Genomic DNA, 21,650 nt, shown 5'->3' with positions numbered 1-21,650 from the left:
GCGATCAGTCTGGTTCGCGGCTGAAGGCGCTCCTAAGAGTACTTCGTCGCGGGCCGTGGCCTTAGACTCTGCAACCCGTCACGTCAACGCAAAGATCAGCGCGAATTGCACGAACCGGTAGATCGAGATATTGCCGAGAACCAACCCCAGCATCAACGCGAACGCGACCGGATACGCAACGATCGCGGACAGATCAAGACTCTTCCGCAGCGTCTCGGCACCGTACCAAATCGGTAGCAAACTAAGCGCCCCGAGGATCGGGTAGTACAGCGGCCAGCCCCAGCGCTCGGCCAACCAGGCCATGCCCTGCACCAGCAGCACGACATCGAAGAGAATGAACGTGAACACATGGAATGCGATGACCATGTGTTCGGCAAAATAGCGGCGCAACGGCAACAGCAGCAGGCTGAGTACCAACGCCATGATCGGCACGTGCACGATGATCAAGAGTTTGCTGATGTCGGGCGATCGGGCATCGTACGCACGGGCATAGTCCGCCATGGTGTAGTGACCCGATGGGTCGGCCGCTTTCGCCCCGGCATCCCTTGCCGCCACACGCTCTTTGACCCATTTCGCCGTCCAGCGGCTGTGCATCTGTCCGCTGTTTTCGGCCATTCTGGCGGCCTCATCTGGCGGGATTGTCCGCTCAGCTTGCAGCACTTCCAGCATCAGCGGACCGGGCACTTGATCAACAAACGGCAACTCGAAATCGGTGATCGCGGGCGCAAAAAAGTACAGCACATTGGCCAGCAGGAATAACGAGATGGGCGGCATCCAGAATTGCCGACGACCATTGAGATAGTCGCGCGTCAATCGGCCGGGCCGGAACCATAGGTTGAGCAGGCTACGCCAAAGACGACTATCGAAATCCGTCAGGTTGTCGAACGCCTGCTTCAAGAGATGTGAGAGTCGACGATCGGCCTCGACAAAGCGCGCCTGACCACATGCTGCACAGAATGCGCCGCTCATGGTGGCGCCGCAGTTCGCGCATGCTGATTCCGTCAGAGGACTTACAGGCTGTTGGGCGGACAACTGCTGCAGGCAATGCATGGCCGCCTGCGCCTGTTCGATCGGAACCAGCAAGTGATCATGAACGGCCCCCGCCAGCACGTTGCAACTGATGCCGGCGTCGGCCAGCGCCTTCGAGAACGCTGCGGTCAGGCCGCAGGCAGCCAAGTCAGAATGCACGGTCAGCGTGATCCACGCCGCGCGGAACAACACTGGCAGCCCTAGCCGTTCGGCGTCAGCTTCGGCAATGACCCAAGTCGGCCCTTCTGGCTCCTCAACCATCGCTTCGATCGCAGCCTCGGGCGCTACCGCGCCAGGAGCCCCGCGAACGTAGACAAACACGCCCGGACGCAACTCAGGTTGCATGCTGGCAAGCAGGGTGGCCAGATCCGAGATGGGTTGGCTCATGACGAGGTACGCAGAGTCGATCGCATGCTGCGATCTTATCGGCTTGCGGTAGGGCTCAGCAGTTCGGCACTCAAACGGCCAGCAAACGGTTCAAGATTTGCCACAGGCTGATCACGTCTTGCCGATGATGCGCGATCGCGCGTTTCAAGCGGTCGTCCCGACCCAGGCGAATCCAATCGCGCCACGCCCCGGGGACTTCGGCACTGGGCAGATCGTGTTGGCGGATCAATCCGAGCCATTCGCGCTCGACTGTGCCGAGCTTGCAGTTGCTGAGGCGGTCCTTCAGCTGGCGACGCACGATTGTCAGCAAGTCCAGGTGGGCGAGATCGGCGAATGGCGCAGCTTGGCCGAACAAGGGATAGCGGCCGTTCATCATCGGCACGTCAAAGCTTTTGCCGTTGTAGCTCAGCAGGACCCGTTTGCTGAGCAGCCATTCGCGCAGTAATGCCAGCTGATGCGGTTCGCCTGCCGGCGACTCCAGCAACAACTGCCGCACGCGGAGCCGGTCGTCACACCAATCGGCAATGCCAACCAGAAACGCCCGCACACCAACCCCTGCATTCATACCGGTGGTTTCGATGTCGAAGGCGGCAAGGTCGGCGCGCGCCACGCCGGTCTGTTCGAGCCAAGGCAGATCAATGCTGGTCGCTTGCGGATCCGGATAGTCGATCTGCAACAGCCTTAAGCCGGGCGCAATGCGCTCGCCCAGATCGAAATCGGGTACGGCCGTGGATTGCATGCCTGGCAATTGCTCCATGTCGCGATGATAGGCGCGGCGCGCCAACGCTGCACGCAGACGTTCGACCAGGGCTTCGGCTTCGCGAGCGGCATCGCCGTGTGTCGGCGCCACGTAGTCTGGTTCGCGTGCGCGCGGAACAGGCGTACCCAATGTCCGCGCACCTGCTTGCGCACGGAGCCTGAGCAGCACATCGACCGCACTCATGCCGCGTCCTGCAACAGCCGCAAGACCGTCAGCGCAAGATCCTTGCGGGTCGGCGTCTGCTGCTCGCTGACGCTCGCTACTGGACCGACACACGCCGGGCAGCCACTCGGGCAGGCGCATGCCTGAATCATCGAACGCGTTTCCTGAATCACGCTGGCCGCGAGATCGTAGAGCGGCTCAGTCAGACCAATACCACCTACGTAGTTGTCGTACAGGTACAGCGTCGGTGCGAACTGCTCGTCGTTCGCGTCGAGCTTCAAATGCAGTCCCGACGCCGAGGCACCATCCTTGTGGCCAACGGCCCGGGCCAAGTCGCGCGATTCGGCCATCAGGCGAAACGTCGCGACAATCCGGGCCGCAAACGCCGCACTTAGAAAACCATCCAGGGCTTGCTCGCGCGAGCGGAACACCGACTGCAGCAAGGCGGCGGGCAAACGCCACCACACGGCGGAGGTGTGCATCTCCTGGTCGGGCAGATTGATGGGCCCGTAGCCGATGTTTTCGTGCGTGTAGTAACGGATCTTCTTGTAGCCGGTCACGCGGCGGATCACGTGCACCTCGCCCTGCGCGCAGCGACCTTGCCCCGCGGCTTTGTCGGCAAACACATCCAGCACTTTGAGCTTGCTGTAGTCGATTGCATCCGTGTAGTAATCGACGGTCGTGCGCCGGACGAACGCCTTGCGCCCCGCCCAATCCAGGCGCTCGACTTGAAACGGCTCCGACTGCACCATGTAGATTGCGCCTTCATACAAGGTCATCGCGGCGCCAGTGAAATCCACTTCGGCAATGATCAATTGCCGACCGTCGGTGATGTCCACGACGACGAAATTGCCGTCGGCCACCGCACGCAGGTTGACCGCCTGGGCGGGATAGTCTTCGTTGATCCAGTGATACTGCTGGCCCTCCTGATGCAGCACCCCGCATTCAGACAACACCTGCAAATAGGGCCCGGTGTCCTGATCACCGAATCGATCGCCCTGCTGAAACGGCAGCTCGAATGCCGCACAACGAATATGATCGAGCAGGATCAAGGCTTGGTTCGGCGCGATGCGCGCTTGCTCGGGGCTCGCGTTTTGAAAGTACTCGGGCTTGCGCATCAGATACTGATCCAACGCCTCGCTGCCCGCAACCAGCACTGCCAACGATTCCTGCTGTCGGCGACCGGCGCGGCCAATACGCTGCCAACTTGCGGCGATCGAGCCCGGGTAGGCATTCAACACCGTAGCGTCCAGCGCCCCGATATCGACACCGAGTTCCAGCGCTGACGTCGACACCAAACCGTCGATCTCGCCCGCCCGCATCGCCCGTTCGATCTCCCGCCGTTCGGTGGGCAGATACCCGCCGCGATAAGCGCGGATGCGTGGCTTGCGGCGCGGATCGTGATCGAACTCGTCTTTCAGGTATTTGGTGATGACTTCAACAAGCAGACGCGAGTTCGCGAACACCAGCGTTTTGAAGCCGGACTCGATCAGCTGCTTCGCGATGGTCTGTGATTCGGACTGTGCGGGCGCGCGAATCCCGAGATCCGGATTGATGACCGGCGGGTTCCAGAACAGCACTTGGCGCGCGCCTCGTGGCGCGCCGGACTCGGTAATGGCTTGCACCGGCGCGCCAATCAACGCCTCGGCATGCTGCTTTGGATTCGCAATCGTGGCCGAGCACAGAATGAATTGCGGCTTGGCGCCATAGAACGCGAGCACACGCTGCAAGCGCCGGAGCAGGTTCGCGACATGCGCACCGAACACGCCGCGATACGTGTGCACCTCGTCGATCACGATGTATTGCAGGTTCTCGAAGAACTGCGCCCACTTCGTGTGATGCGGCAGGATCGCCTGGTGCAGCATGTCCGGGTTGCTGACGACGATGTCGGCCTCCGTACGCACCGCCTTCCGCGCATCCGACGGCGTGTCGCCATCAAACGTGAACGCTTTGACCTTCAGATCGCCCGCTTTGTTGAGCTCCAGGAGTTCCGACACCTGATCCTGCGCCAGTGCCTTGGTCGGAAACAGATACAGCGCCTTGCACCGGCGATTCAGCACCGCATCAATGACGGGCAGGTTGTAGCACAGCGTCTTGCCCGAGGCGGTTGGCGTCAGCACCACGACGTGCTCGCCAGCCTTGACCGCATCAAACGCCTCGCGCTGGTGCGAATAGAGTTCGTCGATGCCGCGCTGTTTCAATGCCCCGACCAATCCCGGGTGCAAGCCCGGCATTGCCGCATACCGCGCCGGCACCGCCGGAATCTGCCAATGCGCAGCGATCCGATCGCCGGCACGGCGCTTCAGCCGCGCGATGGCCGCCGATAAATCCGGCGGCGCTTCCGCCGTCAACGGCTGCAAGCGCTTGGCAGACAGGGTGCGAATCGGGTGCAGAACTGCCATGGGAGGCCTCCGGGTGTAGACCTCGGAGGCTCGGATGGGCGCGTCTCAAAACCTGAGACAGACCGGCGGGGCGAGCATATCGGCCCGGTTCGTCAAAACCTGAGACGGGCGACCCAGTGACTCAGACGCCCTGCAACCACCGCTCCAGAATCCGCTTTGCGGCGGCCGCATCGAGCATCGCAGCGTCTTTTTTCCGAGCCAACCCACCCTGCCGGAGTTGTTTGAACTGGGCCTCCGACTCGCGGGATGAATAGCGCTCGTCCTGGAGGTGAATCGGTAGCTGGTAGCGCGCGGCAAGGGTGTCGGCAAATGCGCGGCTCGCGGTGGTTACAGCTTGGTCATAGCCGTCCACCGTCACGGGCAAACCGATCACCAAGGCGGCCGGCCGCCATTCGCGGACGAGTTTGTCGAGTTCGGCCCAGTTTGGGCCTTGCGGACTGTTACTGATCACCGCGAGCGCGGATGCGGTGCCGGTGATCGATTGCCCCACGGCCACACCAATACGGCGGCCGCCGTAGTCAAAACCAAACGCCACGCCGTTCAGCGTCATCGTGAATCAGGCCCGACCCACGAGGCCGGAGAGCTTGCTCAGATTGATGCCGCCAAGGCGCGCGGCCTCCTGCCAACGCAAGTCGACCGGCGTATCGAAGACGATCGTGCCGGCCATGTGCTCCGCCGGAACCGCAAACCAGGCGTTGTCGCGGACTTCCTGCTCCAACTGACCCTTGCCCCAGCCGGCATAGCCGAGCGCGACCGCGATCGCATCGGGACCTTGGCCTTCGCTCAGGTCTTTCAGAATGTCGCGGGACGTGGTGATCGCAATGTCGTCGGACACCTTGAACGTGGACTCATAACTGTGTCCACCGGAGTGCAGCACAAAGCCACGTTCGGTCTGCACCGGGCCGCCCAACAGCACTTCGACCGCGCGCACTTGGTCGGTGCCACCCTGCACTTTCATCTGATCGAGAATGTCGCCCATCGTCAGATTGGCCTTGCGCGACAACGTGATGCCCATTGCACCTTCGTCGTTGTGCTGACAGATCAGCGTGACCGAGCGCGCGAAGTTCGGATCGTCCAAGGCGGGCATGGCGATCAGAAAATGATTGGTCAGATAGGTGGCTTCGGTCATGGTGGCAGTGTAGCAGTGCGGGTTGGACGCGCCGATGATGCGGGGCGATCGGGTGAAGGGATTGCAATCGCGGTGCATTTGGGCTCAAGTGTGGTTTGAAATGGCGGCGGTTTTGCGTCAATCAAGGTGTTTGCGTTGCAGTTTGCGCCGCAAGTCGCTGAAATACTTCGAAAACTGGAACCCCTGCCATGTCCACTGAAATTGCCAGCTTGTCCGCCATCGACGCCCGCGTGCTCGGTTGCCTCATTGAAAAGCAGGCCGCCACCCCCGACCAGTACCCGCTGACGGTCAATTCTCTGGTGCTGGCCTGCAATCAGAAGACGAGCCGGGAACCCATCATGAATCTGGAACCCGGCGCGGTGCTGCACTGCCTCAGGGACCTGGAGCACCGTGAGCTGGTCGCGCGCGCATTTGGCGGGCGGGTCGAACGCTTTGAGCATCGCTTCGACAAGGCCTACAAGGTCACCCTGCGCCAGCAGGCCTTGCTCGCGCTCCTGATGCTGCGCGGCCCGCAGACCTTGAATGAGCTCTTCACACGCTCAGACCGCTTGTCTGATTTCGCTGGACCCGAAGATGTCCGACACACCCTGGACCGTCTTGCCGAACACGAGCCGTCATTGGTGCAGAACATTGGCCGCGGCAATGGTCAGCGGGAAGACCGCTACGCGCATCTGTTGTCGGGTTCGGTGGACGTGCTGAGTGCGCCGTCGGATCCGGATCAAGAATTTGTTGGCGCGAACTCTGGCGGTGGTACGTCACTCCGGGACGAGGTGGCCGCGCTGAAGGAACGCGTCGCGACGCTGGAAGCCGCACTCGCCGACATCAAGAGCAGCCTGGGTATTTGACGCCAGCACGGCCGCATCGGGCGCGCCGCGGCTTGCGTTAAGGCGCTGACAGGCGCGCCGGCCGGCCGAGCTGCTCGGCGCACCAATGCTCTATCAGCGCACGCGAAATGGACAGTTTCGGCGACAGCAGCATCGTGCCCGCCGCAACGTGTTGCTCGAGTTCTTCAGCGCTGAACCAGCCAGCTTCGACGATTTCATCGGACAGTCGGATCGGTTGATGACTCGCTTCGGCGATGAAGCCCACCATGATCGATGCCGGAAACGGCCAGGGCTGGGACGCGAAATAGTGGCTTCGATCCACCACCACGCCCACTTCCTCAAACACTTCGCGGGCGACGGCTTGCTCTAGCGATTCGCCCGGTTCCAGAAACCCGGCCAACGTCGAGAACCGCTTTTCGGGCCAGCTGGGCTGACGCCCCAACAGACATCGGCTGCCATCGTGCACGATGGTGATGATGGCCGCATCGGTGCGCGGAAACCATTCGGCGGCGCAGGATGGGTCGGTGCACAGGGCGCGGTGGCCAGATCCGCTGAGCAGCGTCTTGGCGCCGCAGCGTGCGCAAAAGCGGGTGTGCTTCTGCCAATGCAACAGCGCGCGGGCATAGGCCGCTGTGCCAGCCTGAGGTGCGGGCAGCAGCGCCGCCGCAGCGCGCAAGTCGGCGGCTTCGGCCTCCAGCTGCGACTGCCAAAGCAGCTCCAGATCGGCACTCAGTTGCAGCGCGAACCAGGGCGCCTGCTCACGATCCAGACCCAGAAAACTAAATTGCTCGAACGCAAAGTGATCGCGCAGCAAAGACAGCGGCAGCGCCAGCAAGCGCGGCTCCTGCTTCGCGATCAACACGCGGCCATTCTCGGTCAACAGCACACTGCGCGCTTCGCGAGACTCGAATAGACCCATGAGCCCGCTGGCGTCCTGACGCCAATGTGCGGCCCGATCCAGTTCGAATTCGGCAAAGGCGTAGCGACTCATGCGTGACTCAGGCCGAGAAGGACGAGCCGCAACCACACGTGGTCTTGGCGTTCGGATTTCTTATGACGAACTGCGCCCCGCTGAGGTTTTCGGTGTAGTCGATATCGGCACCCATCAGGTATTGCAGGCTGAGCGGATCGACCAGTAGCACCACGCCATCGGTGACCACGCTCAAGTCATCCTCCGCCTGATCCTCTTCAAACGCGAAGCCGTATTGAAATCCGGAGCAACCGCCGCCTTGGATGTAGACCCGAAGCTTGAGCGCCGGGTTTTTCTCCTCTTCGATCAACTCACGGACTTTCTTCGCGGCCGCGGACGTGAAATTCAGCGCGGCGTCCTGATCCTGATAGCTGGGAGCAATGGTTTCGGTGCTCATGGTCGTACCTCTCTCGTATTACAGACGGGCAAGCTTCAGAACGCTCATTTCTCGCGCTTGTGCCGATGCTCTTTGGCAGGGGTCGGTGTCAACGTCAGAACAGCTTCGACATTGGACTCCTTGCCCGGTTCCACTTTCGCCGTGAGCTTCGATTCGCCCGTCGTGTCATGGCCAATGCTGACGGCGTCCTTGGCGATCACCGGCGGCGCCGATTGTACGGTCGAGCTGATCGGCTTGGCGTCAATGATGGCGCCACCTTCATCGATTCGGCGAATCTGGCCATTGATCTGCGCGCCGGCGGCCATCTCCAGAATCTTGTAGTAGACGTTGCCGTTGACCCGCGCCTTGGAGTAGAGCCGCAGATGTTCGCTGCAAATGACATCGCCCTCGACGACGGCGTCAATGCTGATCTTGGGTGCACGCACCTCGCCCCTGATGATCGCGGCGCCCATGATGGTCAATTCGGTCTTGCATTCCGGCTCGGCGCGGATCGTGCCGGTCACGCTGCCTTCAATCGAGATCTGCACGCAGCCCGGGTCAAAATGCAGGTCGCCGGTAAAGCTCGTCTGCTTCGAGATCAGGGTGACGGTGCCAGGTGCCAACAACGGGGACGACTTCTTGTCACTGCCAAACATGTTCGGGCTCTCCGGCGGCCAGGGCTTGTTGCCAACTGTAGGATTCTTCCGAGCGTTCGCCCTGTTCGGACTGGGCGCTCACAAAGACGCGACTGGGACTGAAACCATCGGGCAGCACGACGCTGCCATCGATCGTTTCGAAATACTTGAACGTAAACGGCAAGGTTTCGCCTTCTGGGCTGTGCGCCGGCAGCTGGGCGAGCTCGAAGTTCACCACCTTGTTGTCCGACACGCCCTCGATCTTGAGTGTCATATGGCCGCGGGTGGTTTCGCCACGGCGTAGGGTTTGCGTCAGGGTCGACCGAAACGCAAAGCCGCGGGAGTGCTCGATCGGCCGCAGCACCAGGCTTTGGACACGCAGACCTTGCTTGGGCTGGCGCCCGCCGACGAGACGCTGAAAGAAGGCGAGGTCGGCCTGCAATGCGGCGACCTCTTCCTCGCGTTCGCGAAGGGTGTCCTTCAACGTGTCGTTGGCGGCCGAAGACACCTGATCGCCGCGCTGCGAGATCGATAGCTGCTGCTCGGTCTTTTCCAGCCGGGTGTTCAGTTTACGGATGGTCTTCTTGGCGTCGCTCAGCTCTTTCTGCAGCGCCGCCAGCTGGGGTGCTGCGTTATTGGCCGAGAAATACCAAGTGGCCACCAACAGGCCCACCGCAACCAACAGCCAGAACCAGATCGGCAATCGAAATCGGCCGCGCTGTTCGGAGCGGACGAACAGTCTGGCCGGCTGATCATTCGGGCCGATGAATTCGCTCATGCAGCGACCAGTTCGAAATCCGCCTTGCTGACGCCGCAATCTGGGCACGACCAGGTGTCCGGAATGTCTTCAAAGCGCGTGCCGGGGGCGATCCCGTCTTCGGGCAGTCCTTTGGCTTCGTCATAGACGAATCCGCAAACGACACAGACGAAGGTTCGGAAAGGATTCTGATTCGACACGGGCATGGTTCCTGAAGCGGGGCAAGACCGATATTCTGGCATCGACTGTGTTAAGCCGGAAATCGATGTTTGTGCCAATTGTGAAAGGTTTGTATCTGCTGACTGAGGACGGCGCCGACGACGCGCGCCTTGGCGTGGTCACCGAAGCCGCCCTGGCCGCCGGTGTTAAATGGCTGCAATACCGCGACAAATCAAGGGATGTGGGGAAACGCCTGCGTCAGGCTGAGGCGCTCGCCGCCCGTTGCCGGTATTGGGGTGCCGGGCTGATCATCAATGACGATGTCGACCTGGCGCTGGCGGTGCAGGCGGCCGGGGTCCACCTTGGTGAGCATGACGGCGGCCTACGGGACGCCCGTGACCGGCTCGGGCCAAACGCCATCCTGGGGGCCTCCTGTTACAACGATCTGGACCGCGCCCGCGCGGCCGCGGCGAATGGCGCCTCGTACCTGGCCTTCGGCGCGGTGTTTGCGTCGGCCACCAAGCCTCTCGCCCGGCATTGTCCTCTCAGTGTGCTTCGGGAAGCCCGGCAGTTTGGGCTGCCTGTGGTCGCGATCGGAGGCATCACTACTGATCGGGCGCGCGAGGTTTATGACGCGGGGGCCGATGCCATCGCGGTGCTCGGCGAGGTCTGGCGGGACACGGAGGTTGGGGCCACTGTTAAGACGTTTCTGGCTCAGGAGCCCTCACGATGACCGACATTCCCGCCGTTTTCGTGACCGGAACCGACACCGGGGTCGGCAAGACGTTTGTCTCCTGCGCCTTGCTGTACGCCGCGCGCAAGGCGCTGTTGCGACCCTTCGGCATGAAGCCCGTCGCGAGCGGGGCCACGCGCAATGGCGAAGGCGAATGGCGCAACGACGATGCGGAGCAATTGCGGGAATGGTCCACCACCCCCAAGGCGGACTATGCGCTGGTCAATCCCCTGTGCTTCGAAGCACCGATTGCGCCGCACCTGGCCGCCGAAGACATGGGCCGGACGATCGAGCTGGCGCCGATCAGGGCGGCTTATGAGGCGCTACGGTTTGGTGCCACGGCGGTGTTGGTCGAAGGCGTTGGGGGCTGGAGCGTGCCGCTCTCCGACCATTTGATGCAGGCTGATCTGGTGCGATCGCTGCGCCTGCCCGTGGTGCTCGTCGTCGGAATCCGGCTCGGATGCATCAACCACGCCATCCTCAGTGAACGGTCGATCGTCGCCGATGGCTTCGAACTCAAAGGTTGGATCGCCAATCGGGTGGACCCACAGTGTCTGGTGCCAGACCGGGTGATTGCCTCGCTGCGCGAGGAGCTGGATGCACCGCTGCTTGGCGAAGTCGCCTATGGCGAATCCATTGAACGCGCGGCGGAACGACTGAAGTCGGCGATCCCCGTGCTGTTTCCGAGAGGGTGAGCGACCGACACTGTTGTTGGCACCGGCTCATGTCATTGGCTGTCGCGACGCCAACGGCACCGCTGCGGACACGCGACAGTCATCTTGATCGCAAGCAGCCCTCTTCCCCGACCCGCTCCCACTCGCTTGGGATTCCAGCCGCCCCGTTGGTGCGCTGATTCGCGCCTCAAACTGTCGGCGGCGATGCGCGATTTTTACGACGCCGGAGTGTGGCAAGTCGCCCTCTCCCCAGCCCTCTCCCACTCGCGTGGAAGCGGGAGCGCTCCCTCCGCGATTGGGGCGTTCGCGACCGAGGATGGTCCGACGAACGCCTGCCCCGCGCCCAATTCGCTAAAATCCTCAACTTGCCCGCCAGAAGCCCGTCATGACCGTCGACCTGAGCAAAATCGATCTGATTGTTGATACCTACCTGATTCCGTTCGGACTGAAGCTGATGGCCGCCGCGGCGATTTGGGTCGCCGGCGGCTTTGTGATCCGGGGCGTGATCGCCGGGGTCAATCGGGCGATGGCGGCCAAGGCCGTCGATCCAACGATGATCCGCTACCTGGATTCGTTCCTAAGGGTCGCACTTCGTATTGGCCTGCTGCTCGCGATGCTTGGCGTGTTGGGTGTCGAGACCACCAGCTTTGCGGCCTTGTTGGCGGCCGCGGGTGTTGCCATTGGTGCCGCGTGGGCGGGCCTGCTTGCCAACTTCGCGGCCGGCGTGTTTCTGGTCATTTTGCGGCCGTTTAAAGTGGGCGATGCGGTGATGGCGGCCGGGGTGTCGGGCATCGTCAAGGAAATTGGCCTGTTTGGCTGCACGATTGAAACCGGCGACGGTGTTCGTGTCACGGTCGGCAACAACAAGATCTTCAGCGATAGCATCTTCAACTACAGCGTCAACCCGACGCGGCGGGTCGACTTGAGTTGTCAGCTTGCCCATGGCGTCGACGTGGCGCGCGCCATGGAGGCCCTGCGCGCGGCGATCACCGCCGTGCCGAATGTGGTGACCGAGCCAAAGCCGGTTGTCGAGATTCTGAGCTTCAATGTCAACGGCACCTTGCTCGCGGTTCGCCCGTCCTGTGCGAATGAGCACTATTGGCAGGTCTACTTCGACGGCAACAAGAAAATCGCCGAAGTGGCGTTGCGTGAAAACTGGCCAGTCCCGGAACAACACAGCGTGGTCCGCCAGGTGAGTCCATGAGCACCCAGGTCATTGCCGGGCCTGCCGGCGATCTCGAGATCGCGGTGCATGATCAACCGGGCGCACGTGCGATTGCCGTGATCTGCCATCCGCATCCATTGGCTGGTGGCACGATGACCAACAAAGTCGTGACCAGCACCGAGCGCGCGTGCCAAGAGCTCGGCATGGCCACGCTGCGCTTCAATTTCCGCGGGGTGGGCAAGAGTGCTGGCGGGCACGACCATGGCATCGGCGAACAGGACGATGCCGCGACCGCAGTCGCGCATCTGCGAGCGCTTTATCCGGGCCTCCCCTTGTTGTTGGCTGGCTTTTCGTTCGGGGCGTTCGTCGCGGCTCATGTGGCGATCCAGGTCCAACCCAGGCACTTGATCACGATCGCACCGCCCGTCGGGCGCTGGGATTTTTCGCGCTTTGAGCATCCGCGCTGCCACTGGTCTGTGTTGCAGCCGGATGCGGACGAGGTGGTGTCGCCGGCAGCGGTCTATGCTTGGGTCGAAACGCTCGACCCGAAGCCGACATTGCATCGATTCCCGGAGACGTCGCACTTTTTCCATAGCAAGCTCACTGATTTGCGAACCGCATTGCATGCGGAGATTGATGCGGCTGGCTGGCTGGCATGAATCCGAGTAGTCGGTATCAGCAAGGCGTCGACAGCGGCCAATGGTCGGACGACCCGGCACAACGCGCCGTGTTGGTCCAATTGGATCGGCTGCATGACGCGTTGCTGACGCGGCAGCATGAAGGCACCCTGACGCGACTGTGGAACAGCTTCCGCGGCCCGAGCGCGATTCGCGGTTTGTACCTGTACGGCGGGGTCGGTCGCGGCAAGACATTCCTGATCGATCTGCTGCATGACAGCCTGCCAGGGTCACGCAAACTGCGCCTGCACTTTCATCGCTTCATGGGCAAGGTGCAAGCTGCGCTGCGCGATCGCGCCGGCGAGCGCGACCCCTTGATTGCCATCGCCAAACAGTATGCGCAGGACATCGACCTGCTGTGCCTGGACGAGTTCGTCGTCACGGATATTGGCGACGCGATGATTCTGGGCGAGTTTCTGAAGGCGTTGTTTGAGGCTGGCACAACCCTGGTGACGACGTCGAATCTGCCGCCCCACCGGCTCTATGAGCATGGCTTGCAGCGCGATCGCTTCCGGCCTGCGATCGCGTTGATCGAGCGCCACTGCCACGTCCACGAACTGGTCAGCGCCACCGACTACCGCCTGCGTGCGCTGACGCAGGAGAAGGTGTATCTGTGCCCGGCGAATGCGGACACGGAACGAAGATTGGGCGAGACGTTTCTGCGCGTCAACCCAGGTCCGGAACGGTTGGAGCCGAACATGCAGGTCAATGATCGCCCGATTCCGATCAAACGGCGCGGCGACGGGGTCGCGTGGTTCGACTTTTCGGCGCTGTGCCTGGGGCCAAGAGCAGTGTCTGATTACATTGAGCTGGCCAAGAGCTTCAACACCGTGTTGATCAGCGACGTCCCGCAGTTTGCGAATCGCCAACACGATGAGGACGCTGCCAAGCGTTTCATTCACCTGATTGATGAGTTCTATGATCGACGGGTCAATGTGGTGCTGTCGGCGGTGGCTTTGCCGCTCGACCTGTATCGCGGCGACAAGCATCAACATGAATTCCAACGCACCGTCAGTCGCCTGATCGAAATGCAATCCACCGCCTACTTGAGCGAGGGACACAAGTCTTGAGCCAGTCGCCCGAAGCTGCGAGCAAATCCATCCGCCAGGCCCTGCCGGCCCAGGTCTGGGCATTGGGCATGGTTAGCCTGCTGACGGATGTGTCGTCTGAGTTGGTGCATGCGCTGCTGCCATTGCTCCTCGTCGGGAGCCTCGGCGTCAGCATGCTGATGCTTGGTCTGATCGAGGGCTTGTCGGAAGGCACGGCGTCCATCGTCAAACTGTTTGCCGGGGCGATTTCGGATCGGTTCCGCCGCCGCAAACCGCTCATTGTGGTCGGCTATGGCTTGTCGGCGCTGACCAAACTGGTGTTTCCGCTCGCCGGTTCCGCGGCGTCGGTGCTGACGGCGCGACTGTTCGATCGCTTCGGCAAAGGCATTCGTGGCGCGCCGCGCGATGCGCTGATTGCCGATGTCACACCCGAAGCACAGCGCGGTGCGGCTTATGGCCTCAGGCAAAGCCTCGATACGGTTGGCGCGGTCATCGGACCGGTCGCGGCACTTGGCCTGATGTTCTGGCTCGGCGTGGTCCAGCATGCGCTGTGGTTTGCGGCCATTCCCGGCCTGCTCGCCGTCATGGTGCTGGTTGTGTTTGTCCGCGAGCCCGAACAGATCGGGGCGCCTGCTGGCAAGCGGTTTTCGTTGCGCGACTGGCGCCAGCTTGGCAAGCCGTTGTGGCAAGTGCTCGCACTCTGCACGATTCTCGGGCTGGCGCGCTTCGGCGAAGGATTTCTGGTGATTCAAGGCCGGGACGTGGGACTCGGTGATCGGTTTGCCCCGCTGACGCTCGTGTTGATGAGCCTGGTGTTTACGCTGCTCGCATATCCGGTCGGCCTGCTGGCGGATCGTTGGCCGCGGATGCGCCTGCTGATGCTCTCGGTACTGATGCTGCTGGCGGCCGATGTCGCACTCGCGCTGGCACCCAATCTGTATGTCTTTGGTCTCGGGATCGCACTTTGGGGCGCCCATCTTGGCTTCAGCCAAGGCGTTTTGTCGGCGATGCTCGCCGATGTCGCGCCCAAGGCATTGCGCGGTACCGCATTTGGTGTGTTCCACTTGCTCAGTGGGTTGAGCGCGATTGCTGCGAGTGTGCTCGCTGGCTGGGTGTGGCAGCGTTTTGGCGCTCCCGTGATGTTTGCCGTGGCGGGCGGACTCAGCCTGCTCGCGTTGCTGGTGGCGGCGGTGATGCGCCCGACGGCAACGGCGGTGTCATCGACCTAAAAACCACGCGAGCGGACCCGGGGTGGCCCCGCTCGCGTGAAAACGGCTGTGGTCAAACTAAAGCCAGATTCGTTTCCAACGGCGCACTCAGGCGCTGCGCGCGTTCGAGCCCGGCACTCAGATCGCGCCACAGATCTTCGAACGCTTCGATGCCGACAGACAGCCGCACCAGCCCGTCGCCAATGCCGGCACGAGCGCGCGCTTCGGCGCTCATCGACGCATGGGTCATGGTGGCGGGATGGGCGATCAGACTTTCGACACCACCGAGCGACTCGGCAAGCGTGATGTAGTGCAGGCCTTCGACCAGTGCCTTGACCGCGTCGACGCCACCGCGCAATTCGAAGCTCAGCATTGCGCCGAACCCAAACTGCTGACGCGCAGCAATGGCGTGACCGGGATGATCGATCAGGCCCGGAAAGTACACGCGCGAAATGGCCGAGTGCCGGGCGAGGCGGGCGGCGATCTCGCTCGCGTTGTCCTGATGGACCCGCAGGCGCGCATCGAGCGTGCGAAGACCGCGCAAGGTCAGAAAACTGTCGAACGGACTACCGGTCAGACCGAGCGCATTGGCCCACCAGACCAACTCCTGGTGCCGCGCCGCTTCGGCCGCAATGACGGCGCCACCAACCACGTCGCTGTGCCCGTTGATGTACTTGGTCGTGGAGTGCACGACAAAGTCGGCACCAAATCGAATCGGCGTTTGGAGCGCTGGCGAGAGAAACGTATTGTCGACCACGACCAGCGCGCCTGCCGCCTTGGCGGCGGGGACGACTTCGGCCAGATTGGTCAACCGCAGCAGCGGGTTCGACGGTGTTTCGAGCCAAACGAGTTTGGGTTGTTCCGCCAGTGTGGTCTGCCACGCATCGGTCTCTGTGAAGTCAATCGATCGCAGCCGAAACTGCTGCTTCTTGGCCAGCGCGTCGAACAGGCGCCAACTGCCACCGTAGCAATCATGCGGCACCACCAGCAAATCACCAGGCTGCAGATAGGCCTGCAACAGTAGTGTGATCGCGGCCATCCCGGTTGCCGTGATCACCGCACCGGCACCCCCTTCGAGCTCACTCAGCGCCTCGGCGAGCAGGTCGCGGGTAGGGTTGCCGCTCCGCGTGTAGTCGTACGCGCGCTTTTGGTTGAAGCCGGCAAACGAGAAATTGCTCGACAGCACGATCGGCGGCACGACTGCACCAAACGCCGTATCGCGATCGATGCCTGCGCGGACGGCTTGCGTCGCGGCCTGAGTCTTCGGGGCAGTTGCAGTCATGTTCAACAGTCCTTTGCGTCTTGAATGAATTCGCGGAGCACACGGGCCACAGCCACGTGTTCGGTCAGAAAGGCGTCGTGGCCAAAGCGCGAACGCACGTGGTGCAGCTTCGATGTCGCGCCGAGGCCTTCGGCTAGCGCGTACAGGTCGCCAATCGGGACGAGACGGTCCTCGGCGATCGCGAGAATGCTCGTTGGCACGCGGATTTGCTTCGGGTCGACGCGATGCGCGTCGATCGATTCGTTCAGGCGCAAAAACGCGGTCTTCGACCAGTTGCGCACGTAACGCTGACCGCACGCTTCGAGGTACGAATCGGCCGGTGTGACGAGGCTCTCGTCAACAAATACGGGTGCGTCCGCAAATCGCTCCGCAAATTCCTCGGGGGTGCGATAGCTCAGCATGGCGAGTTGCCGGGCCAGGGACAGCGCCGTATCGGGATCGGCGATGCCGCTCTTCACGATGCGACGCTGCAGGCCGCGCCAGGCGCTCGCAAACGGATGACTGCGATGCGCACCGCTGATGACCAGCAGATGGCCGAGGCGTTTCGGAAACAACGCCGCAAACTGCAGCGCGACCATGGCACCGTACGATGCGCCAATGATGGCCTGAACCTTGCCGATACCGAGAAAGTCGAGCGCCTTGGCAAGCAATTGCGCTTGATCAGCCGTATCGAGCGGGTGATCGAACTCACCCGTGGCACCAAGCCAGTCGATACCGATCAGTTGGAGCTGCTTCGGGTCCAGACTCCGGCCAAGGCCGACTTGGGATTCCCACCAACCGGGGTTCTGATCGAGTGTGTTGGCACACAGGTGCTTGCTGGCTGAAATGCCGCCGAGCACGACGATCGCAGGTGCGTCAGGGGCACCGAGCACTTCCGCTTGAATCGGCAGGCGCATGCGCCCTGCGTGCACCAGATCCAGCTCCGCCTCAAAGCGCACGCGCCGGGCATAGGGCAGGTCAGGACGCGTGTCGAGCGCTTCGCTCGGCTCACGCAGCAGTTCGTCATTTCGGCTTACCAGACTCATGTCGCTCTCCTTCGCAGATTCAAGCCATCCGCTTGCGTGAAGGAGGGTGATCGCGATGGGATTCGCGATCCCATCTTTCAAAGGTCGAGCCGCTGAGATCAGCGCTGACCCTCGCAAGAGTTGGCACCTTCAGTCCTGCAATGCAGGTCTGGGTTGCCCCGGCGTCTTTGGGCTTGTCCCTCGGCCGGTCTGGATGGGTAGGCGCACTATACGCACGCTTTTCGAGGAAATCAATCTCTTCATCGCGATAGAACGATACGTTCTAATGCCGAGACCCATTTGTCCGTAGGGGCAGACCCCTATGTCTGCCCTGGGAGTGCGTGTCTGCCGTGCGTGTACGTGGGAGCGCCAGTCGCGCCGAAGGTGCGTTTGTTCGCGCGTCAGACGATCAGCGACGATTCGCGATTCTCACAACGGAGCATTGTGGCAAGTAGCCCTCTCCCCAGCCCTCTCCCACTCGCGTGGGAGAGGGAGTGCTCCCGCGGTGCCGGGGGAGGGTCGGCGAGGGGGCTACTTGCCTCGAACGTCAGCGATTCTTCGCAATCGATCAGGAGCAACGGCGCAGAGCCATCTGCTCGGAATCACTGCCCGACGACATGCTTCCCCTGTCGCACCGACACCACCGGCAATTCCCGGCGCTGCTCGAACTGGTCATAGGCCGGCTGCAGTTCGGACCAGAATGCCCAATTCGGATCGCCTTGGTACTGGCGCACGTTTGTCGCCGTGAATCGAAACGGAAACGCATGGACGGGCACGGCGGACTGCCCAGCCCGCTGCGCTTCCTTGACGAGCGTATAGATTTCTTCGATCCCTGGGTTGGTCATCGCATAGCAACCAATCGACACGCAGTTGCCGTGCACCATCAGATAACTGCCTGTCCAGCCTTTCGCGCGCTCATAAGCATTGGGATAGCCCAGGTTGAACGCCAGGTGGTAGCTGCTGCCGGGATTCATTTGGCTCGCGCTAACCGTGTAGAACCCTTCTGGCGCTTGCCCGTCGCCTTCCCGCGTCTTGGGCCCAAGGCCGCCTGAGAAGCTGCAAATCGGGTAGGTCTTCAGTTTCGCGAACGTGTTCCCCTGCGGATCGCGTATCCACACCTCGAGCTCAGCTTCCTGCTTGAAGATCCGAAGGTACAACGGGTTTCCCGCCTGCCGTCCGGCCGCCTGCAGCACGGGCCCCAAACGAGATAGACCGGCTCTGGTTTTTTCGGCCTCGCCCGCACGCGCGCTGCTCCAGTCGAGACCGACCAGCAAGAGCACCAGTGCCAACAGCCGGAACCACTTCATGCAAACAAAGCCTCAATGCGTGCACGCGTGCCAGCGTCCACCTTTTCAAGCAGCGCCAGCGCCTTCAGGTTTTCCTCAAGCTGGCCGATCCGCGTGGCGCCGAGAATTACCGTGCTGACATTCGGATTCCCGAGACACCAGGCCAGTGCGAGTTGCGCCGCCGTGGCCCCAAGCTTTGCCGCTTCGTCCGAAAGCCCCTTCACCGCCGCAATCCGCTTGGCCTTGTTCTGCAACACGGGCTTTTGCAGCCATTGATACTGCTCGTGCGCCAGCCGCGAATCGGCCGGAATGCCATCGTTGTATTTGCCCGTCAGCAGACCGGACGCCAACGGCGACCAAACTGTCGTGCCGATGCCATATTGCGGATAGAGCTCCGAAAACTCCTGCTCCACCTTTTCCCGCGCGAGCAGACTGTATTGCGGCTGCTCCACCTTCGGCCCTTCCAGCCCATGCGCCAATGCAAACTCGGCCGCCTCCCGAATCAGCGTCGCCGGCCATTCACTGGTACCCCAGTACAGAATCTTGCCCTGCTGAATCAAGAGATTCATGCTCGTGACGATCTCGCTGATCGGCACATCCAGGTCTGGGCGATGGCAGAAATACAGATCGATATAGTCAAGCTTCAGGCGCTGCAACGCCTGGTCGCAGGCGTCCCGAATATGTTTACGACTGAGACCATGCTGGGTCGGACGCGGGTCAGTCACCGCGCCAAAAAACACCTTGCTCGAAATGACCAGGGCATCGCGTGGCAACCGAAGGTCGATCAGCACGTCACCGAGCATGCGTTCGGCCTCGCCGTTCGCGTAGGTCTCGGCCGCATCAAAGAAGTTGATGCCGTGGTCGTAAGACGCCGCAATCAGATCGCGGGCCGTGCCACGCGGCACCGAAACACCAAAGGTGGCCCAGGTACCAAAGGACAGGGCGGACAGCTTGAGGCCAGTCTGGCCCATTCGACGGTATTGCATGCGGCACTCCTGAAGGGGTCGACCACGCGCCCATGGCGCATGGGAACAAGTTGAACGCTGATTCTGCCGCAAGCGCGCCCCGCTTGGCGTGTTGAATTCGTCTGCACCGTGATCCGCGCGGACGCGCCATCCAACCGTCCGGACAAGGCGGTACACTGCCGACATGTCCAAACATCTCAAAGAAGTCGGTCGCCTCTTGAGCCTCGTGCTGCGCCATGAGCCTGGGCATATCGGCATCACGCTCGACCAGGAAGGCTATGTCAGCGTCGACGATCTGCTCGCTGCGCTGGATCGTCACGGCAAGGCCATCGACCGCGCCGGTCTCGAATGGATCGTCGCCGAAAACAACAAGCAGCGCTTCAGTTTCAGCGCCGACGGCACCCGCATCCGCGCGAACCAGGGCCACTCGGTCACGGTCGATCTCGGACTCACGCCGGTCGAACCGCCTGAGTACCTCTACCATGGCACGGCCGACACAAGCGTTGCGAGCATTCTGCGCGAGGGCCTGAAGTCGCAGAGCCGGCAGCATGTTCATCTGTCAGCAGAGGTTGGCACCGCCACGCAAATCGGCAGCCGTCACGGCAAACCAATGATTTTGCAGGTGGCCGCCGGAACACTGTTCCGAGGTGGCCATGTGTTCTATCAATCAGCCAATGGCGTTTGGCTGACCGATCATGTTCCCAACGACGCGCTCAGCTTGAACGCGCACCAACCCTGAGGACCGACGATGTCGATGGCCGCCAACACGCACGCGTTGATCCGTGGCACCCGACCGCTCTTTGGCTTGTGCCTATTCGCACTCGCCCCGGCGGCATGTGCGGGTGACTTCGGTGGCCTGGGCCTCGACGGGCTCCTGGGCTCCATTTGGGCCATCTTCGGCATTCTGGGCAGTTTGGCCGCGCTGGGCGCCAGCTACGTGTTCTACCGCATGGCGCACCACCGCGCGCTGTTTACGCTGATTGCGATTCTGCTGATATCCGGAATTCTCAGCCGCACGCTCGTCTTTCTGCTCCAACATGGCGGCGGTGGACTAGCCGGCATGCCGATGACGGCACTGAATGTCCTGTCCGGCATCATGACTTTTGTGCAATGGGGCGCATTGGTAGTCGCTGGCGTAATGGCATTTCGGCCCGGGCAGCAGACGCCGCCGCGACAGTGAATGTACGGAAGTTCGCCACGTCCAACAATCACCATGATCTGATGCAAGTCCTGTAAGGCACCGCGAAGGCGCGCACTGAAATGCGTGGTGTACGGTAGCAGTTGCCGGCTCGATGTCGGGCATCGCCCGAACGTTCGAGGCTGAGATATCCACCCGCCTCACGACACTGATTGTCTGACACGCGAAGCCTCCTGATTGTCTCGCTTTGCCGGTCGGCAACCAGCTGCATCCTGCTGCCCTGACACCGGCGTCCACCGAATGTCTTGCGGCAAACTGCGGCCGAGTCTATGGTTGGGCGGTCCGATTTGGGGGGCATGAATGGCAGGAATACTTCAAGCACATGTTCATCGGCACCGTCTGCACCGAGCGTCGTTCTGACGACCGCTGAACGTTTTCGCTTGACCACCCTTTTCGCGTTCACCGTGGTCGTTATCAATCCAACTTGTGAGGGCGTCTTATGTCGACGGAATTCAATATCAAAGTTTGTAGTTCGCACGCGATTTATCCGCAACCAGGCAAGAAGATGGGAAAGGCCGTCCTGGAAGTACATGACTTGATCAAGATCATCTATGCAGTCGGAACGGATCTTGTGGATGTTGAGATCCAGGCGAAGAATATCGCTACCAATCCACTGAAGTTCCAGGCAGTTCACAACACAGAGTTTCAGGTCGAGGGCACCGCCACCGACGGTGCGCTCGCTTACACCTTTTCGGCTTGCCCTGTGGACAAGGAAGGGTATGCGATCGATGACCTCACGAAGGTGGTCAATTGGGTTGGAATCATGACCATGAAGCGGGGCTCCGAAGACAGCGGCGGCACTTGGACAGGCAAGTAGGT

24 protein-coding genes and 1 riboswitch are annotated in these 21,650 nt (G+C 61.8%); of the genes, 10 read left to right on the top strand and 14 right to left on the bottom strand.

Going from position 1 to position 21,650, the window contains the following annotated elements; genetic code table 11:
• Positions 1-78 precede the first annotated feature (78 nt).
• From C7S18_RS24630 to C7S18_RS21690, 5 genes are all read right to left on the bottom strand, one after another.
• Entirely contained in the window at positions 79-1,416 is a 1,338-nt protein-coding gene (locus tag C7S18_RS24630) for a DUF3667 domain-containing protein (protein ID WP_170113422.1), read from the bottom strand.
• Positions 1,417-1,486: 70 nt separating this feature from the next.
• Positions 1,487-2,359: a ribonuclease H-like domain-containing protein gene (locus tag C7S18_RS21705; RefSeq protein ID WP_106893545.1), complete on the bottom strand. Its 873-nt coding sequence runs from the start codon at positions 2,357-2,359 to the stop codon at positions 1,487-1,489.
• Positions 2,356-4,740 carry a DEAD/DEAH box helicase gene (locus C7S18_RS21700; RefSeq protein ID WP_106893544.1) on the bottom strand — a complete coding sequence of 795 codons (2,385 nt, stop codon included), beginning with the start codon at positions 4,738-4,740 and terminating at the stop codon, positions 2,356-2,358. Before C7S18_RS21700 ends, C7S18_RS21705 begins: the two co-directional genes overlap by 4 nt.
• Positions 4,741-4,861: 121 nt before the next feature.
• The gene (gene ruvX, locus C7S18_RS21695) at positions 4,862-5,290 is read right to left on the bottom strand and encodes a Holliday junction resolvase RuvX (protein WP_106893543.1); all 429 of its coding nucleotides are present in this window, start codon (positions 5,288-5,290) and stop codon (positions 4,862-4,864) included.
• Positions 5,291-5,296: 6 nt separating this feature from the next.
• Positions 5,297-5,869, bottom strand: a complete 573-nt coding sequence (locus C7S18_RS21690) for a YqgE/AlgH family protein (protein ID WP_106894137.1) — start codon at positions 5,867-5,869, stop codon at positions 5,297-5,299.
• Positions 5,870-6,057: 188 nt separating this feature from the next.
• Between C7S18_RS21690 and C7S18_RS21685 the strand changes: the two genes are divergently transcribed.
• Positions 6,058-6,714 (top strand): YceH family protein, encoded by a 657-nt coding sequence (locus C7S18_RS21685; protein ID WP_106893542.1) that lies wholly within the window; start codon positions 6,058-6,060, stop codon positions 6,712-6,714.
• Between the two features lie 37 nt (positions 6,715-6,751).
• Here C7S18_RS21685 and nudC read toward each other — a convergent pair whose 3' ends face one another.
• Genes nudC through C7S18_RS21660 form a run of 5 tightly spaced genes read right to left on the bottom strand, consistent with a single transcriptional unit; the run spans position 6,752 to position 9,637 of the window.
• Entirely contained in the window at positions 6,752-7,684 is a 933-nt protein-coding gene (gene nudC, locus C7S18_RS21680) for an NAD(+) diphosphatase (RefSeq protein WP_106893541.1), read from the bottom strand.
• Positions 7,685-7,691: 7 nt separating this feature from the next.
• The gene (gene erpA / locus C7S18_RS21675; protein ID WP_106893540.1) at positions 7,692-8,060 is read right to left on the bottom strand and encodes an iron-sulfur cluster insertion protein ErpA; all 369 of its coding nucleotides are present in this window, start codon (positions 8,058-8,060) and stop codon (positions 7,692-7,694) included.
• Positions 8,061-8,104: 44 nt separating this feature from the next.
• Positions 8,105-8,695 (bottom strand): bactofilin family protein, encoded by a 591-nt coding sequence (locus C7S18_RS21670; RefSeq protein ID WP_106893539.1) that lies wholly within the window; start codon positions 8,693-8,695, stop codon positions 8,105-8,107.
• A complete protein-coding gene (locus C7S18_RS21665; RefSeq protein ID WP_106893538.1) occupies positions 8,682-9,452 on the bottom strand; it encodes a DUF6776 family protein in 771 nt (256 codons plus the stop codon). The genes C7S18_RS21670 and C7S18_RS21665 overlap by 14 nt, the downstream gene beginning before the upstream one ends.
• Positions 9,449-9,637 (bottom strand): rubredoxin, encoded by a 189-nt coding sequence (locus C7S18_RS21660; protein ID WP_106893537.1) that lies wholly within the window; start codon positions 9,635-9,637, stop codon positions 9,449-9,451. The genes C7S18_RS21665 and C7S18_RS21660 overlap by 4 nt, the downstream gene beginning before the upstream one ends.
• A 59-nt stretch (positions 9,638-9,696) precedes the next feature.
• Here C7S18_RS21660 and thiE point away from each other — a divergent pair, with 59 nt between their 5' ends.
• The 6 genes from thiE to C7S18_RS21630 all read left to right on the top strand — a co-directional run bounded on the left by thiE (position 9,697) and on the right by C7S18_RS21630 (position 15,117).
• Positions 9,697-10,323: a thiamine phosphate synthase gene (thiE, locus tag C7S18_RS21655; protein WP_106893536.1), complete on the top strand. Its 627-nt coding sequence runs from the start codon at positions 9,697-9,699 to the stop codon at positions 10,321-10,323.
• Positions 10,320-11,018 (top strand): dethiobiotin synthase, encoded by a 699-nt coding sequence (gene bioD, locus C7S18_RS21650; protein WP_106893535.1) that lies wholly within the window; start codon positions 10,320-10,322, stop codon positions 11,016-11,018. Before thiE ends, bioD begins: the two co-directional genes overlap by 4 nt.
• Before the next feature lie 364 nt (positions 11,019-11,382).
• Positions 11,383-12,201 (top strand): mechanosensitive ion channel family protein, encoded by an 819-nt coding sequence (locus C7S18_RS21645; RefSeq protein ID WP_106893534.1) that lies wholly within the window; start codon positions 11,383-11,385, stop codon positions 12,199-12,201.
• The gene (locus tag C7S18_RS21640) at positions 12,198-12,821 is read left to right on the top strand and encodes an alpha/beta hydrolase (RefSeq protein ID WP_106893533.1); all 624 of its coding nucleotides are present in this window, start codon (positions 12,198-12,200) and stop codon (positions 12,819-12,821) included. The genes C7S18_RS21645 and C7S18_RS21640 overlap by 4 nt, the downstream gene beginning before the upstream one ends.
• Positions 12,818-13,909 carry a cell division protein ZapE gene (zapE, locus tag C7S18_RS21635; RefSeq protein ID WP_106893532.1) on the top strand — a complete coding sequence of 364 codons (1,092 nt, stop codon included), beginning with the start codon at positions 12,818-12,820 and terminating at the stop codon, positions 13,907-13,909. Before C7S18_RS21640 ends, zapE begins: the two co-directional genes overlap by 4 nt.
• A complete protein-coding gene (locus C7S18_RS21630) occupies positions 13,906-15,117 on the top strand; it encodes an MFS transporter (protein ID WP_206207939.1) in 1,212 nt (403 codons plus the stop codon). Before zapE ends, C7S18_RS21630 begins: the two co-directional genes overlap by 4 nt.
• Before the next feature lie 52 nt (positions 15,118-15,169).
• Here C7S18_RS21630 and metB read toward each other — a convergent pair whose 3' ends face one another.
• The 4 genes from metB to C7S18_RS21610 all read right to left on the bottom strand — a co-directional run bounded on the left by metB (position 15,170) and on the right by C7S18_RS21610 (position 19,654).
• Positions 15,170-16,378: a cystathionine gamma-synthase gene (metB, locus tag C7S18_RS21625; protein WP_106893531.1), complete on the bottom strand. Its 1,209-nt coding sequence runs from the start codon at positions 16,376-16,378 to the stop codon at positions 15,170-15,172.
• Between the two features lie 2 nt (positions 16,379-16,380).
• Positions 16,381-17,403: a homoserine O-succinyltransferase MetX gene (gene metX / locus C7S18_RS21620; RefSeq protein ID WP_106893530.1), complete on the bottom strand. Its 1,023-nt coding sequence runs from the start codon at positions 17,401-17,403 to the stop codon at positions 16,381-16,383.
• A gap of 67 nt (positions 17,404-17,470) precedes the next feature.
• Positions 17,471-17,603: riboswitch (SAM riboswitch) on the bottom strand.
• Positions 17,604-17,984: 381 nt separating this feature from the next.
• Positions 17,985-18,689 (bottom strand): L,D-transpeptidase family protein, encoded by a 705-nt coding sequence (locus C7S18_RS21615; protein WP_106893529.1) that lies wholly within the window; start codon positions 18,687-18,689, stop codon positions 17,985-17,987.
• Positions 18,686-19,654, bottom strand: coding sequence for an aldo/keto reductase (locus C7S18_RS21610; RefSeq protein ID WP_106893528.1), 969 nt, complete (start codon positions 19,652-19,654; stop codon positions 18,686-18,688). Before C7S18_RS21610 ends, C7S18_RS21615 begins: the two co-directional genes overlap by 4 nt.
• 163 nt (positions 19,655-19,817) lie before the next feature.
• Here C7S18_RS21610 and C7S18_RS21605 point away from each other — a divergent pair, with 163 nt between their 5' ends.
• The 3 genes from C7S18_RS21605 (at position 19,818) to C7S18_RS21590 (ending at position 21,648) form a co-directional block, all read left to right on the top strand.
• The gene (locus C7S18_RS21605) at positions 19,818-20,372 is read left to right on the top strand and encodes an RNA 2'-phosphotransferase (protein WP_106893527.1); all 555 of its coding nucleotides are present in this window, start codon (positions 19,818-19,820) and stop codon (positions 20,370-20,372) included.
• A gap of 9 nt (positions 20,373-20,381) precedes the next feature.
• Entirely contained in the window at positions 20,382-20,813 is a 432-nt protein-coding gene (locus C7S18_RS21600) for a hypothetical protein (RefSeq protein ID WP_106893526.1), read from the top strand.
• A 457-nt stretch (positions 20,814-21,270) separates the two neighbouring features.
• Positions 21,271-21,648: a hypothetical protein gene (locus C7S18_RS21590; RefSeq protein ID WP_106893524.1), complete on the top strand. Its 378-nt coding sequence runs from the start codon at positions 21,271-21,273 to the stop codon at positions 21,646-21,648.
• Positions 21,649-21,650 lie beyond the last annotated feature (2 nt).

The sequence above is a fragment of the Ahniella affigens genome, assembly GCF_003015185.1.
Classification (GTDB): domain Bacteria; phylum Pseudomonadota; class Gammaproteobacteria; order Xanthomonadales; family Ahniellaceae; genus Ahniella; species Ahniella affigens.
This window is presented reverse-complemented; position numbering and strand designations above follow the sequence as displayed.

Bases quoted from the DNA above. Each gene is read 5' to 3' on its own strand.
- ruvX (WP_106893543.1), bottom strand. From the start codon at position 5,290: ATGACGCTGAACGGCGTGGCGTTTGGTTTTGACTACGGCGGCCGCCGT.
- thiE (WP_106893536.1), top strand. From the start codon at position 9,697: ATGTTTGTGCCAATTGTGAAAGGTTTGTATCTGCTGACTGAGGACGGC.
- nudC (WP_106893541.1), bottom strand. From the start codon at position 7,684: ATGAGTCGCTACGCCTTTGCCGAATTCGAACTGGATCGGGCCGCACAT.
- C7S18_RS24630 (WP_170113422.1), bottom strand. From the start codon at position 1,416: ATGAGCCAACCCATCTCGGATCTGGCCACCCTGCTTGCCAGCATGCAA.
- C7S18_RS21610 (WP_106893528.1), bottom strand. From the start codon at position 19,654: ATGCAATACCGTCGAATGGGCCAGACTGGCCTCAAGCTGTCCGCCCTG.
- C7S18_RS21605 (WP_106893527.1), top strand. From the start codon at position 19,818: ATGTCCAAACATCTCAAAGAAGTCGGTCGCCTCTTGAGCCTCGTGCTG.
- C7S18_RS21660 (WP_106893537.1), bottom strand. From the start codon at position 9,637: ATGCCCGTGTCGAATCAGAATCCTTTCCGAACCTTCGTCTGTGTCGTT.
- metX (WP_106893530.1), bottom strand. From the start codon at position 17,403: ATGAGTCTGGTAAGCCGAAATGACGAACTGCTGCGTGAGCCGAGCGAA.
- C7S18_RS21600 (WP_106893526.1), top strand. From the start codon at position 20,382: ATGTCGATGGCCGCCAACACGCACGCGTTGATCCGTGGCACCCGACCG.
- C7S18_RS21615 (WP_106893529.1), bottom strand. From the start codon at position 18,689: ATGAAGTGGTTCCGGCTGTTGGCACTGGTGCTCTTGCTGGTCGGTCTC.
- C7S18_RS21590 (WP_106893524.1), top strand. From the start codon at position 21,271: ATGTCGACGGAATTCAATATCAAAGTTTGTAGTTCGCACGCGATTTAT.
- C7S18_RS21640 (WP_106893533.1), top strand. From the start codon at position 12,198: ATGAGCACCCAGGTCATTGCCGGGCCTGCCGGCGATCTCGAGATCGCG.
- C7S18_RS21670 (WP_106893539.1), bottom strand. From the start codon at position 8,695: ATGTTTGGCAGTGACAAGAAGTCGTCCCCGTTGTTGGCACCTGGCACC.
- erpA (WP_106893540.1), bottom strand. From the start codon at position 8,060: ATGAGCACCGAAACCATTGCTCCCAGCTATCAGGATCAGGACGCCGCG.
- C7S18_RS21665 (WP_106893538.1), bottom strand. From the start codon at position 9,452: ATGAGCGAATTCATCGGCCCGAATGATCAGCCGGCCAGACTGTTCGTC.
- bioD (WP_106893535.1), top strand. From the start codon at position 10,320: ATGACCGACATTCCCGCCGTTTTCGTGACCGGAACCGACACCGGGGTC.
- C7S18_RS21705 (WP_106893545.1), bottom strand. From the start codon at position 2,359: ATGAGTGCGGTCGATGTGCTGCTCAGGCTCCGTGCGCAAGCAGGTGCG.
- zapE (WP_106893532.1), top strand. From the start codon at position 12,818: ATGAATCCGAGTAGTCGGTATCAGCAAGGCGTCGACAGCGGCCAATGG.
- C7S18_RS21645 (WP_106893534.1), top strand. From the start codon at position 11,383: ATGACCGTCGACCTGAGCAAAATCGATCTGATTGTTGATACCTACCTG.
- C7S18_RS21700 (WP_106893544.1), bottom strand. From the start codon at position 4,740: ATGGCAGTTCTGCACCCGATTCGCACCCTGTCTGCCAAGCGCTTGCAG.
- metB (WP_106893531.1), bottom strand. From the start codon at position 16,378: ATGACTGCAACTGCCCCGAAGACTCAGGCCGCGACGCAAGCCGTCCGC.
- C7S18_RS21685 (WP_106893542.1), top strand. From the start codon at position 6,058: ATGTCCACTGAAATTGCCAGCTTGTCCGCCATCGACGCCCGCGTGCTC.
- C7S18_RS21690 (WP_106894137.1), bottom strand. From the start codon at position 5,869: ATGACCGAAGCCACCTATCTGACCAATCATTTTCTGATCGCCATGCCC.